The sequence below is a fragment of the Flavobacterium sp. CSZ genome (assembly GCF_015350725.1).
Taxonomy (GTDB): Bacteria; Bacteroidota; Bacteroidia; order Flavobacteriales; family Flavobacteriaceae; genus Flavobacterium.
In genome coordinates this window covers 163,223-176,603 of the sequence record NZ_JADKPQ010000006.1, presented here as the reverse complement: position 1 = coordinate 176,603, position 13,381 = coordinate 163,223, and the positions used below count along the sequence as shown (strand labels likewise).

The following is a 13,381-nucleotide window of genomic DNA, read 5'->3' as shown; positions in this document are numbered from 1 at the left end:
CAATGAGAAATTTTAAATTACAAAAAAGGTTTTTTACCGCATTGCTTCTGGCATTGCTATGCAATTTTATGTACGGGCAGGGCCCAATTCCCTTTACGATAAGTAATACGTCAACATTTAATGACAACGAATTGTACGTCGCCATAGTGGGTATTGATTACAATACCGGAAATCACGTTTGGGTCAACGCCAAAACGAGTCAGGTGTTGCCTATGAGCGCTTCTTACAATACCGTTACAGGACCTACAATTGGGGGGAATACCGGACCGGGACAAAACTCAAAATATGCCAATTGTTTTACCAAATTAAGCGAAATCCCAAACAAGACTTTTACGCTGCCTCAAATTGCAGGTTGCAGGGTTTTTATTGCCAAAGGACAACAATTGTATTTCTACTTTTTTGGTGCAAACGGAGCTCCTTCGGGATATACCTCGCCAAATCCGTTAAATGCTACTGACCCGAATCAGGGCATTTTATATGAAATTATCGAATTAACGAACAATCAATATGGTTTCTTTGGAAATCCATCCAGAGTCGATTCGTATAAATACCCAATGGGATTAGAATTATTCGGTGCTAATGGATATCAGAAAAGAGTGGGTGAATTAAAAAAACACGCCGATATTGTGGCGGCTTTCAAAGCCAATGTACCATCAGAATTTCAAGGTTGTGTAAATGATGTAACGGGCGAAATTACGGCGCCATCAAAAACTCCCGCCTTCGCCGATGGAACCGGAGGAACTTCTGTAGGGGCTCAGGCGAATTATCTAAAATCTTATATTGATGCCATTTGGAACAAATATAAAAATGAAGATTTAATTTTTTATGCAGGTGATGCAGGAGTTTTTAAAGGAAGAGTGATTGGAGAACAACTTGAAGTTGTGGGACAATCAGGAGGTTTTGTGGGAAGAACAGGAAGAGTTCAAAGCCGACCTTCGACTCAGGAAGCCCTTGAAGGAAAAGGCGTTCTGGACAGAAGATTGGTCGACGGAGATCTAGATCTTGTGGTTCAGGCGCAATTAACGGCTGCCATTAACCGTCATGTGGTAAATGTGACGACGCCAAATCCTGGGCAACAAAACTGGTACGATGCTTCGAAATTCTATCAGGTAAACCCAACGAATCATTATTCTAAATTCTGGCATTTACCGGGAATAAGTGTTGATAATCTGGCGTACGGATTTGCTTATGATGATGTGGCTGATCAGTCTCCATCGCTTCATACCACACAACCTACTAAAGTGATTGCTACGTTTGGCGGATATGCTGGATCAACACCTTTGGTTCCCTCTACAACTGATGTTATTACAGTATATAAAGATTGTAACTATACCGGATTTTCCGGCGGATTGACCATTGGAGATTATAATCTGGCGCGTTTGAATACTGTAGGGGTTTTAAACGATGATATTTCTTCGCTTAAAGTGGCTCAGGGTTTTCAGGCGATTTTATATCAGGATGATAATTTTACAGGAGCTTCAACTGTAATTAATTCTGATAATGCTTGTTTGAATACCACATGGAATGATAAAGTAACTTCGATTAGAATTCTGGCAAACGGAGCAACTACTTTGAATAATCAGACCTTTTATCTTCAAAACAGAAACAGCAATTTATGCATGGACGTCTGGAATGCGAATCTATCCAATGGTGCAGCTATCAATCAGGGAGCTTTGAATTCAGGTAACAATCAGAAATTTACCTTCACGCATTTAGGCGACGGATTGTACAAAATTATAGCCAATCATAGCGGTCAATCTCTGGATGTAAATAATTTTAATAAAGCCAATGGTGCCAAAGTAGAGCAATATCCATACAATGCAACAACTAACCAACAGTTTGTATTGGTTGCAACAGGCGACGGATTTTACAAAATTGTAGCCAGACATAGCGGCAGAATCGTTGAGGTTGCAGGAGCAAGTACCGCTTCTGGCGCTGTAGTACAACAATGGGACAATAACAATCAAACATGCGGACAATGGAAACTGGTTCCGGCAACGACTTCTCAAAGTTCTATTTTAATTCAGGCCGAAGATTATTCTGCCATGAGCGGCATTCAAGTAGAAGCTACTACCGATACCGCAGGAGGATCAAATGTTGGTTATACAGAAACGGGCGACTGGTTGGCCTATAACAGTATTAATTTTCCAACGACTGGTTCTTATCTAATCGAATATCGTGTTGCAAGTGCTGTTAACGGGGGTAGATTATCGTCTGATTTAAACGGAGGAACCATTGTCTTAGGCAATGTGGATATTCCAAACACAGGAGGATGGCAAACCTGGCAAACGGTAGCTCAAACGGTAAATGTAAATGCAGGAACGTACAATTTTGGAATCTATATTCAGAATACGGGACTCAATATCAACTGGATTAAAATTACAAAAGTAAGCGCAGGTTTAACGGCTAAAACGGCTCAGGCTCCAGTGGTTGAAGAAGAAGAAGATGTTGAAACAGCTTTGAACATATATCCAAGTCCGGTTGAAAACACACTTTACATCACTACAGATGTCAGTGGAGGAAATGTAAGCATTGTAGATTCTCAGACAGGAACTGTATTTTCAGAACGAAAAGTCAATAATAACAGTTTAGATGTTTCGTATTTACGACGCGGAATTTATTTGATAGTATTTGAAAAAGACGGTCAAAAAACGGTGAAACGTTTTATCAAAAAATAATTAAATGATGTAAAAGACTCAAGATGATAAATTCCAAATTCTAACTATGACTTTACTTCTCGAAGCCTGGTAAATAGGAAATACGAAGTTTGAAAAAACTAGATTTTGGAATTTAAAACAAATTGGAATTTATTATTTCGAGTCTTTTCTTTAATTAATTACCATTTTTATTAACCTTTAAACAAAAACCTATGAAAAACAATTACAAAAGAATGCCACTAAAATGGATCCTTATTTTAGTATTGGGAGTTTTCAATTTGTCTATGGCCCAGAAGAAAGTTATCGCTTATATCCCAAATTGGGTAGACCTGAATGCCTTTTCGAGCAGCGTTCAGTACAGTAAACTGACCCATATTAATATTGCTTTCGAAAATCCTGATGCCAATGGATATCTGTCTTTTAATTCAGGAAGTAACACCATCATTAATGCAGCACATGCACAAAACGTAAAAGTTTTTGTTTCTCTTGGAGGAGGATCAGTTTCTGAAGGAGGCGCTATTCGTGATAACTATTTCAATTTGATTAAAGCTGCCAACAGAACAGCTTTTATCCAAAAAATTTATGACTATGTTGTGGCTCACAATTTTGATGGTGTCGATATGGATTTAGAAGGTCCGGCCATTAATAGCGATTATGGAGGATTTGTCATAGCACTTGCGGCGAAATTGCATGCTAATGGAAAGCTAATTTCGGCAGCGCTCTCAGAAGGATATGGTGGTGCAAATGTACCTGCATCTACTTTTGCAGCTTTTGACTGGATTAATATCATGGCGTATGATGCAACAGGACCTTGGCAACCGGGAAACCCTGGACAACATTCTCCGTATAGTATGGCCGTAAACCAATTTAATTACTGGACAGGAAGAGGTTTACCGGCAAGCAAAGCCATTATTGGACTTCCGTTTTACGGATATGGTTTTGGAGCTTCTGCCAATCAGGGAATTTCTTATGCTAATATTGTAGCGCAATATCCGGGAGCAGAAAATCTGGATCAGGTAGGGAACACGATTTATTATAACGGAATTCCAACCATTAAAGCCAAAACAACATTCGCGATTCAGAATGCGGGCGGAGTTATGATTTGGGAATTGTCTCAGGATGCGACTGGTGCTAAATCATTATTGACAGCCGTAAATCAGGTTATTACAGGGAGTAATCCTCCAGGAACAGGAACTTTAATACAAGCAGAAAGCTATTCTTCAATGAGCGGTATTCAGACAGAAGCCACTACAGATGCGGGCGGAGGCCTTAATGTTGGTTACGCAGATACAGGCGACTGGATGGCATATTCGAATGTTAATTTCCCAACTTCAGGAAATTATGTAATCGAATATAGAGTGGCAAGTGCCGTAACCGGTGCCAGAATATCATCTGATTTAAATGCAGGTACAATCCAGTTAGGTAATGTAAATATTCCTAATACAGGAGGATGGCAAAACTGGCAAACGGTATCTCAAACGGTCAATGTAAATGCCGGAACGTACAATTTCGGGATATTTATACAAAGTTCTGGTGTCAATATCAATTGGTTCAGAATCACCAAATCAGCTTCAGCTTTAGCAGCAAAATCTGCATCTTCAGAAGAGTTTGTCGCTTTAAATGTATATCCAACTTCTGTTGATAGTACACTTTCTATTACTCAGGATGTAAGCAATGCCAATGTGAGTATTATCGATTCTCAAACCGGCGCTGTTGTTTCAGGGTCAAAAGTAAATAACAATAGTATAGATGTTTCTCTTTTAAAATCAGGTATTTATTTGATTGTTTTTGAAAAAGAAGGCACACAAACCGTAAGACGTTTCATTAAAAAATAGTTTTAAGCGCAAGGTTGGCAAAGAAAATACGCAAAGTTCGAAAAGCCTATACTTAGCGAACCTTGCGTATAACCTTGCGCTTTGCGGTTAATATTTTAGCAAATTGTAACCTCAAATCCCCAAATTTTATATGAAAAACAATTACAAATTTCGATTAAGCCTACTCTTGTTTATCGCGTTTGGAAGTTTTGCAATTGCACAGACTTCGTTAGGTTCGAGCAAAACTTTTATGAATAAACTAAAGAAAGAATTGGTCAGTTCTGCAACTTCAAAGAGTACCGAAAAAACAGTTTTACTTCAAATAGACAACTCAAAGAACTTTAATGGAAAAATAAATTATAAAGAATCAAATATTTCAAGTGAATTTTTGATTGGAGAAATCAGCAATGTTGCAGAATCTTCTTTTTATATCAAAGTGAGGGACAAATCGCTGGAAGGTCATATTATTTTAAAGAAGACAAAAGAAGCCTACAAATATTATTCAGATGCTCAGGGAAATGCTTTTGTTTTGAAAGTTGATATCAATACTTTGGTTTGTATTGATTATAAAAATGTTCCTGAAAACACGAATAGAACAACCAGTAAAGTAGCCGTTGCAATTGCTCCGGCTTTACTGAATTTGCAAAGTTTGCCAGGCGCAGCAGGTTGTATATTATTAGATTTCGACGGTTATAATATGCCGGCAGGAAATCTTTGGAATAACGGAAACGCCATAAATGCCTCACCATCAGGAATGAGTGATGCAGATGTACAACAACATTGGGAAGTAGTATCTGAAGATTACAGACCATTTAATCTGAATGTTACAACGAGTGAAGCCGTTTATAATTTGTATCCAAGAAACAGAAGAATGCGTGTGGTGGTAACTCCAACCAATACTGCAGCCCCGGGGGCGGGAGGCGTTGCATATATTGGTTCCTTCAATTGGGACAATGATGTACCTTGTTGGGTATTTATTACTTCGGGTAAATCTGGTGGAGATGCCTCTGCGCATGAAGTAGGACATACTTTTGATCTGGGTCATGATGGACGAACCAATCCTGCAGAAGACTATTTCGTAGGAATAAATAATACTTCATGGGCTCCTATTATGGGAGCGGGTTATTACAGACCAGTTGTACAATGGAGTAAAGGCGAATATGATTTTGCCAATAACAAACAGGATGATGTAGCGAGTATTGCTGGCTCTAAATTTGGGGTAGGCTACAGAGGCGATGATTACGGAAATACCACAGCTTCGGCAGCTACTTTAGATTATAACGCAAGTGGAGCTATTAATCAAAAAAGCGGTATCATTTCAAGTGAAGCCGATTATGATTTCTTCTCATTTACAACTGGTGGAGGAAATGTTTCGATCAACGCTAATACGGTTGGAAGAGACGGAAATCTTCATCTTTTAATTCGTTTGTATAATTCGGCCGGAGCCGAAATGGGAACCTATTGGAACTCTGATCCTTTTGCTTTAAATGCTTCTATGAATGTCAATTTACCAGCGGGTAAATACTTTATTGGGGTTGATGGTACAGGAGCAGGAAATGCAGGTTATGGCGGTTATTCGGCTTATGGTTCTATCGGAAGTTATTCCATTACAGGAACGATTCCCCCGGGAGGAAATATAAGTGCGTCGACAGATGTGATTACCGTTTATAAAGATTGTAATTATACTGGATTTTCAGGCGGTTTAACCATTGGAGATTATAATATGGCACGTTTGAATTCATTGGGTGTTTTAAATGATGATATTTCTTCGCTTAAAATCACGCAGGGATTTCAGGCAATTTTGTATCAGGATGATAATTTCACAGGAGCCTCCACGGTAATCAATTCTGATAATTCTTGTTTGAATGCGGCCTGGAATGATAAAGTAACTTCTATTAGAATTCTTGCCAACGGAGTTACCACTTTAGGAAATCAAACTTTCTTTTTACAAAATAGAAACAGTGGCTTGAATATGGATGTTTGGAGTGACAGTTTATCCAACGGAGCAAATATTGCGCAGGGAACACCAAATTCTGGAAACAATCAAAAATATACCTTCACACATTTAGGTGACGGATTGTATAAAATCATCGCCAATCATAGCGGACAATCTCTTGATGTAAATGGTTTTAATAAAGCTAATGGAGCCAATGTAGAGCAATATCCATATAACGGAACCACCAATCAACAGTTTGTTTTAGTTGCCACTGGTGATGGATTTTATAAAATAATTGCCAGACATAGTGGGCGCGTGGTTGAGGTTGCGGGAGCAAGTACTGCAAATGGTGCCAATGTACAGCAATGGGACAATAACAATCAGACTTGCGCAGAATGGAGATTAATTGCAACAACAGCATCACAAGGTTCGACTTTAATTCAGGCTGAAGATTATGCTGCAATGAGCGGAATTCAAACTGAAACGACCACAGATTCAGGCGGAGGTTTAAACGTTGCTTATACAGATACCGGAGATTGGCTGGCGTATAACAATATCAATTTCCCAACTAGTGGTTCTTATTTAATAGAATACAGAATTGCAAGTGCTGTATCCGGCGCCAGAATATCATCTGATTTAAACGCAGGAACGACTATTTTAGGTAATGTTGATATTCCAAATACAGCAGGATGGCAAAACTGGCAAACCGTTACGCAAACGGTAAAGGTAAATGCCGGAACTTATAATTTTGGAATCTACATTCAGGTTAGTGCTGTAAATATCAACTGGATCAAAATTACCAGAATTGTTGCTGAGGGCATAATTGCTGAATCTTCATCGATTCTTACGGAAGAAAAAGAAGATACCATTGCATTAAATGTATATCCAAATCCGGTAGCCAATACGCTTTTCTTTACAAGAGATGTAACAGGAGCAACCGTTTCAATTGTTGACTCTCAAAACGGAATTTTGGTTAAGACCCAGCAAATCCAGGATAATAATATCGATGTTTCAGGTTTAAACAGAGGTGTTTATTTGATTGTTTTTCAGAAAGAGGGTCAACAAATTGTGAGGCGTTTTTTAAAGAAATAATATTGTTAGTTATGTTTATTTGAACCTTTGTCAAACTTGTAGACTTTGAGAAAGGTTAATACAATCTTGTCAGAAATGGCAAGATTGTTTTTTATACAGGTTCCCATTTCCCATTTTCCTTCGCAATATCAATAAGTTTTTGTCCGTGTTCGGTCATTAAACCCTGCTCAATCATTCTTTGGGCACGATCTCTGTTAGGTTGGCTCCATTTACTTTTCTTTGGATTTCTGGGCGTGAAGGTGAGATAAAAACTTTCGACATCTCGTTTTTTACACAAACTATCAATCCATCCAAAACATAAAGCTTCTTCGGTTGCTTCAACAAGATTAATGCTTTCTACTTTGCTTTTTTTATGATATAAAATCAACCAGACAGATTTCTCTGTTTGATTATTTTCTTGTAACCAATCTCGCCATTCTTTTCTGGTCTTGGCATAAATGGCTTGTTTTCCATCTTTTGTTTCCATGATTGATCTGAATTGAAAATGATTTATAAATTTAATAAAAAAAAAATAAACACAAGGCACACAGGGTTTTACGCCAAGTTCGAAAGGGTTATTTTTTAATCGAGTAAGGTCGAAAAGAAAATAAAAACTTTGCGCCTTCGCGACTTTGCCTGCAATTACTAGCCAGCTTCAAAAAAAACTTTGCGAACTTGGCGTAAATCTTAGCCCACCTCGCGCTTAAATCAACATCACGGCAAAGCACTAATAATTATCATTCCGTAACAATACGATAAAGGTATTTCGACTTTTAATTCCTAAAATTGCAAATCTTTTTATAACCTCATTTGCAAAAGCCTAACCCATGATTTTAAAATTTACTTCCTACTATAAAAATTACCTTGCTTTTCTGTTCTTTATTTTATTAAATACCACAATTTCAGCACAAAAAACAAAGAATCTGGAAGGCGTTCAGGTTGCTTTTTTATCCGATGTTCACTTACAGGATCTGTACGGAACATTTTCTGATAATGATTATAAAGGCATTCTGAATACGAAAAACGGAAAATATACGTTAATGAGAACAATGGCGTCTCAGCTGCATTCGACCCGAATTTTCAATGAAAATTATTTTGCTTTTATAGCCGCTTTAGAAGATATCGCAAAAAGAAAGATAAAATATGTGGCACTTCCGGGAGATTACACAGATGATGGTCAGCCAATTCACGTAAGAGGCTTAGAGAAAATTTTAGATAAGTACAGAAAAAAATACAATATAGAGTTCTTCATTACTACTGGAAATCATGATCCCGTTGGACCTTTTGCACAGGAATCCGGCAAAGAAGATTTTTTAGGTAGAGAAGGAAAAAGCCAACCCATTTATAGCAAAGAAGGCCTGTATAAGCCAAACTTAACGATCGAACAGCCTGTTGTTATTACCGCCGATATTGCTAAAATGGGTTATTTGGGAATTACTGAGAATTTGAAAAACTTTGGTTTTTATCCCAATAAAAAATATAAGTTCTGGGCGACACCTTTTTCTGGGTATACATCTCAGAATTATAGCTTCGAAAAAGCATCTCAAGCCGCTTTATTATCCAATAGAGTGTATAATGTTTCCCCTGGATTTGAAGTTCCGGATGTAAGTTATCTCGTTGAGCCTCTCGACGGACTTTGGTTAATGGCAATTGATGGGAATGTTTATATTCCAAAAAATAATGACGCAGATCCTAAAGATTCTAAAAACTATTTAGAAGCAAGTACGGGTTACAACAATGTACTTTCCAACAAAAAACACCTGATAAAATGGGTCGAAGAAATTTCAGAGCAAGCCAAACTACAAGGCAAAACTTTGATTGCTTTTAGTCATTTTCCGATGATTGATTTTAATGATGACGCTTCGGTGGAAATAAAAGAGTTGCTTGGACCAAATAAATGGCAACTCAACCGCGTTCCGGTTGAGGAAGTAGCGCAGGTTTTTGCTGATGTTGGATTGAAGATTCACTTTGGCGGGCATATGCATATCAATGATACAGGAATCAGAACCACAGCAAAAGGAAATACTTTGGTGAATATTCAGACGCCATCCTTGGCGGCATATATACCGGCATACAAATTATTAACGATCAAAAAAGACAATCTTCTTGACATTCAAACCATTACAATTGATGAAGTTCCAGGATACAACGAGCTTTTTGATTTGTATAAAATGGAGTATCAATTCTTAGAAAGTCAAAACACAAAAGACATTTGGAATATTGATATCCTAAAAACTAAAAACTACCATGATTTTACCGATTTTCATCTAAAGGAATTGGTTCGTTTGCGTTTTCTGAAAGACGATTGGCCAGAATCTTTCAAGAATTTCATACTGAATGTTTCAGGAGAAGATTTATTGGTTTTAGCCAATATTCAGTCGGATAAAGATTTTGATGTAATTCTGAAAAATAAAGAAAATTTCAAAAAACAATGGGCAGAAGCGCAAAGTATTGCTGAGAAAATTTTGGCTCAAAACAATCTCAAAAAACAAGATTTCAATTGGACAGGTTATGATTTGTTGGTCGATTTTTACCGTTTCAGAAGCGCCGATGAACTAGCTTTAGTAGATGTTGGAATTGCCAGAGCCAAACAATATAAAGTATTGTCTCAGCTGTTTTTCGAAAATCATAAAGAAGATGCATCAAAAGAAAAATTATTGCAAAACCAAATGCGATTGTTCCTGATTATATTTAATAAATTCATGCATGAAGTTGCTGCGGATCATTTTAGTGTTGATTTGAAGAGTGGAAAAATTAAAAGTTTGAATTGATAAATGGCACACGGATCATACGGATTTGCTTTGGTCAAAGCGCGGATTGTCGCGGATTTTATTCTTTTTGTCATTGCGAGTAAAGAAGCAATTACATTTGCTAAATCAAGCTTTTTCTCTTATTGTTAGTAAGGTTGCTTTGTTCCTCGCAATGACTTTGTGTAAAGAATCCGTCTTGATTGGTATAAATCGGTGTGATCTGCGTGCCATAAAAAAGTTTCAGGTTTTATACCATTCAAAACTTGAAACCTGAAACAAAATAAAAGTGAAACTATTACTCCCCAGTAACCGGATTAACTCTCACATAACTACCATCATCATACTTAATTTGATAAGGAGAATCGAAGAGAGTACTTGGCAGATAATAATCGGTTGTAATGACTTGTGCGCCCGATTTTTTGGCAGCTTCAAAGTGAGTGTAATCATTTTTGCGGGCTTCTTTTGTATCTGAATCTGCTCTTGTACGAATGATATATCCTTTTTTGACTAAATCGGTAATTTTTGGATCTTCAGAATTGCCGATCATTAAAGTTGCGGCTTCCGGTTTCCCTGGTTCTGCGCAGATAAAAGCGGCGCGTCCTTTTAAGGATGGATGATTCAGGGCGTATAAATCTCTTTTGGCTCCGTTATTATCTAAGATAAATAAAAATTTACCTTTTGCTTTTTTCAGCGTTGGCCAATTGTTGTGCAGGACTGCTTCTTCTAAGGTTTTGTATTTTCCGCGAACCATATCCGGAGTGATTAGTTTATTGCCGAGACCTTTGCGAAGTTCAGCATCTAAAGCTTCGAACAATTCAGGTGTAAATTTCTCAGATTTTGTACCTAAAAAACTATCATCATCTTTGGGTTCCAGAGTAATAAAAACCGGAATGTGATCAGGATTGGCATCAGACCATTTTTTTAGTTCTGCAAGACAGCTTTGCAAAGTGTAACAAGAGGTTCTAAAATCAATATCGATAATATGAAAGACCTTAAAACCCGGTTTGTTCATTTCTCCATTTGGGTCATAAACTTTTTCAGATTTTGCCAGATCCAATCCTTTTGGGTGTGCATATTTCCCGCCTTTAGGATCGCCCTGAACATCAATTTCGAGATTTCTTAAACCTTTATTCAATTGATCAGTAATTGAAATATGTGTGTATTGCAATCCTTTTAAGGAACGCGATGTATCTTTTGCCTGAATAAGATTGTATAAATCGGGTTCGATATTCTGGCGGTAACTATTGTGTGAACCTATTACTTGTATTTGATTGATTTTTAGATTGTCGTTTTGTGCCTGTACGCTGTTATGTAGGGCGCCGGCAAGAAATAAGGTAAACAGAATTTGTTTCATGGTTTTAAGAAGTGTAATTTTTATTAATACTGAGGACGCAGCACAAGAAAATTACCATTTTTAGAAAACACTAATGTAAAGACGGGATTTGATTTTTATGTTATTTAAAAAGAAAGAAATCGCAACCTGATTGTAATCATTGCCCGGAAATAGTAGTATTTATACATCAAAATAATTCTTTATTTAATTTAAAGATAACCTTCAGGCAAAAAACTTTGGTATAACATTTTATTATTTTACATCACCAAACAGTCTTGAAAAAAGTTATGAAAAACCCTGAAATTTTTGAAAAAGCGTATAATGATTACTGGAAAAAGCTTAATGCATTTTCTTATACGATGACTCAGGATAAAGACTTGGCGCAGAATATCGTGCAGGATGTTTTTATTGATTTATGGGAACGAAAAGACCACATTACTATAAATGCCATCGAACCTTATTTATTCAGGGCCGTAAAAAATCAGGTCTTCAAACATTACCAAAATAACAAGTTCGACAAGACGATTCTCGAGGATAAATTCGAAGATTATATTATTGATAATTTCAGTTCGATCGATCCTGAATTAATGGATTTACTGTATTGCTTATTAGATAAACTTCCGGAGAAGAGAAAAGAAGTTTTACTAATGTACAAATTTCAGGATATGTCAATTGATCAGATTGCGGAAGAGCTTGGAATTTCGAAACAAACGGTAAAAAATCAAATTTCTTCGGCTTTAAAACAATTGCGTGAAGGCTTAAAAGACCTTGCCTGGCTAGCTCCAATGATCTTTTTTAAACAAAATTTTTAAGATAACTTTCTGTTAATAGTTTCATAATATTTGGCGATAGTATGATTTTGCATTTCTGGTACTTATTGGTAATAACAAGTATTATGATAAAAAGAATCAAGCACAGTTTAGAATATCTTATCGATAAAAGTTCCCGACATAAAACTTCAAGAGCAGAAGAAGATTTGTTGCATAATTTTACTTTTAGCGAATATCAAAAATCAAAGTGGGATGTATCTTCCATGGGAAATCCGAACCAAGTGGCTCATGATATTTACGACAATATCCAAATTCGAATAGGAAAGAAGAAAAACTTCAATCCTTACTTAAAATATATGGCAGCTGCCAGCATTCTTTTTCTGGTTGGTTTAGGGTTTTACTTTAAACCAGTTACTACAGCCGAAAAGCAATTATCATTTAAAACGTCAGATACCCCCAAATCTATCCAATTAAGTGACGGCTCGAAAATTTATCTGGCAGCAAATTCATCATTTCAGTATCCTGAAAAATTTATGGGCGAACAAAGAAAAGTTTCTTTACTAAAAGGAAATGCATTTTTTGAAATAGCCAAAGACAAAAAGCATCCTTTTATTATTAGCTCAGGCGAAATTAAAACCAGAGTGGTGGGAACTTCATTTCACATTCAAATGTCAAAATCAAAATGTGAGGTAATTGTCGTGACCGGAAAAGTAAATGTTTCTGTAAAAGGGCAGAGCGTAGATTTGGTTCCAAACGAAGAAGCTTTGTTTATCGCACAAAAATTAACCAAACAAATGGCTGAAAAATCGTATTTGGTCAATTGGTACAATACAGATGTTACGCTCAATCAAACTACTTTAAAACAAGTAATTACGGTTTTACAATATAAATACGGAGTTTCATTTCAGTATGATAACAAGCTCGTATTGGCAACGCCATTAACGGTGTTCATAAAGAAGGACGCATCATTAGAGAATGTTTTAGAACAAATAAATTATATCACAAACCTAAAATTTAAAGTTTATGGCCAAATAGTAAAAGTGGATTAAA

General features: G+C 36.7%; 8 protein-coding genes. 6 read left to right on the top strand and 2 right to left on the bottom strand.

The window, feature by feature from the left end; translation table 11 throughout:
• Positions 1-2 precede the first annotated feature (2 nt).
• The 3 genes from IRZ78_RS09030 (at position 3) to IRZ78_RS09020 (ending at position 7,499) form a co-directional block, all read left to right on the top strand.
• Positions 3-2,678, top strand: a complete 2,676-nt coding sequence (locus IRZ78_RS09030) for a beta-1,3-glucanase family protein (RefSeq protein ID WP_194616208.1) — start codon at positions 3-5, stop codon at positions 2,676-2,678.
• 191 nt (positions 2,679-2,869) lie between these two features.
• Entirely contained in the window at positions 2,870-4,492 is a 1,623-nt protein-coding gene (locus tag IRZ78_RS09025; protein WP_194616207.1) for a glycosyl hydrolase family 18 protein, read from the top strand.
• Positions 4,493-4,622: 130 nt separating this feature from the next.
• Positions 4,623-7,499, top strand: a complete 2,877-nt coding sequence (locus tag IRZ78_RS09020) for an RICIN domain-containing protein (RefSeq protein WP_228520417.1) — start codon at positions 4,623-4,625, stop codon at positions 7,497-7,499.
• A 91-nt stretch (positions 7,500-7,590) separates the two neighbouring features.
• Here IRZ78_RS09020 and IRZ78_RS09015 read toward each other — a convergent pair whose 3' ends face one another.
• Positions 7,591-7,965 (bottom strand): hypothetical protein, encoded by a 375-nt coding sequence (locus tag IRZ78_RS09015; RefSeq protein WP_194616206.1) that lies wholly within the window; start codon positions 7,963-7,965, stop codon positions 7,591-7,593.
• A gap of 340 nt (positions 7,966-8,305) precedes the next feature.
• On the opposite strand from IRZ78_RS09015, the gene IRZ78_RS09010 reads away from it, so the two are divergent.
• The gene (locus IRZ78_RS09010) at positions 8,306-10,249 is read left to right on the top strand and encodes a metallophosphoesterase (RefSeq protein ID WP_194616205.1); all 1,944 of its coding nucleotides are present in this window, start codon (positions 8,306-8,308) and stop codon (positions 10,247-10,249) included.
• 274 nt (positions 10,250-10,523) lie between these two features.
• Here the strand turns inward: IRZ78_RS09010 and IRZ78_RS09005 are convergent, their stop codons facing one another.
• Positions 10,524-11,582: a phosphatidylinositol-specific phospholipase C1-like protein gene (locus tag IRZ78_RS09005; RefSeq protein ID WP_194616204.1), complete on the bottom strand. Its 1,059-nt coding sequence runs from the start codon at positions 11,580-11,582 to the stop codon at positions 10,524-10,526.
• Between the two features lie 266 nt (positions 11,583-11,848).
• Between IRZ78_RS09005 and IRZ78_RS09000 the strand changes: the two genes are divergently transcribed.
• Together IRZ78_RS09000 and IRZ78_RS08995 are read left to right on the top strand one after the other, a co-directional pair.
• A complete protein-coding gene (locus IRZ78_RS09000; RefSeq protein ID WP_194616203.1) occupies positions 11,849-12,373 on the top strand; it encodes an RNA polymerase sigma-70 factor in 525 nt (174 codons plus the stop codon).
• 83 nt (positions 12,374-12,456) lie between these two features.
• Positions 12,457-13,380, top strand: a complete 924-nt coding sequence (locus IRZ78_RS08995; RefSeq protein WP_194616202.1) for a FecR family protein — start codon at positions 12,457-12,459, stop codon at positions 13,378-13,380.
• Position 13,381 lies beyond the last annotated feature (1 nt).

Bases quoted from the DNA above. Each gene is read 5' to 3' on its own strand.
- IRZ78_RS09010 (WP_194616205.1), top strand. From the start codon at position 8,306: ATGATTTTAAAATTTACTTCCTACTATAAAAATTACCTTGCTTTTCTG.
- IRZ78_RS09005 (WP_194616204.1), bottom strand. From the start codon at position 11,582: ATGAAACAAATTCTGTTTACCTTATTTCTTGCCGGCGCCCTACATAAC.
- IRZ78_RS09000 (WP_194616203.1), top strand. From the start codon at position 11,849: ATGAAAAACCCTGAAATTTTTGAAAAAGCGTATAATGATTACTGGAAA.
- IRZ78_RS09025 (WP_194616207.1), top strand. From the start codon at position 2,870: ATGAAAAACAATTACAAAAGAATGCCACTAAAATGGATCCTTATTTTA.
- IRZ78_RS09030 (WP_194616208.1), top strand. From the start codon at position 3: ATGAGAAATTTTAAATTACAAAAAAGGTTTTTTACCGCATTGCTTCTG.
- IRZ78_RS09015 (WP_194616206.1), bottom strand. From the start codon at position 7,965: ATGGAAACAAAAGATGGAAAACAAGCCATTTATGCCAAGACCAGAAAA.
- IRZ78_RS09020 (WP_228520417.1), top strand. From the start codon at position 4,623: ATGAAAAACAATTACAAATTTCGATTAAGCCTACTCTTGTTTATCGCG.
- IRZ78_RS08995 (WP_194616202.1), top strand. From the start codon at position 12,457: ATGATAAAAAGAATCAAGCACAGTTTAGAATATCTTATCGATAAAAGT.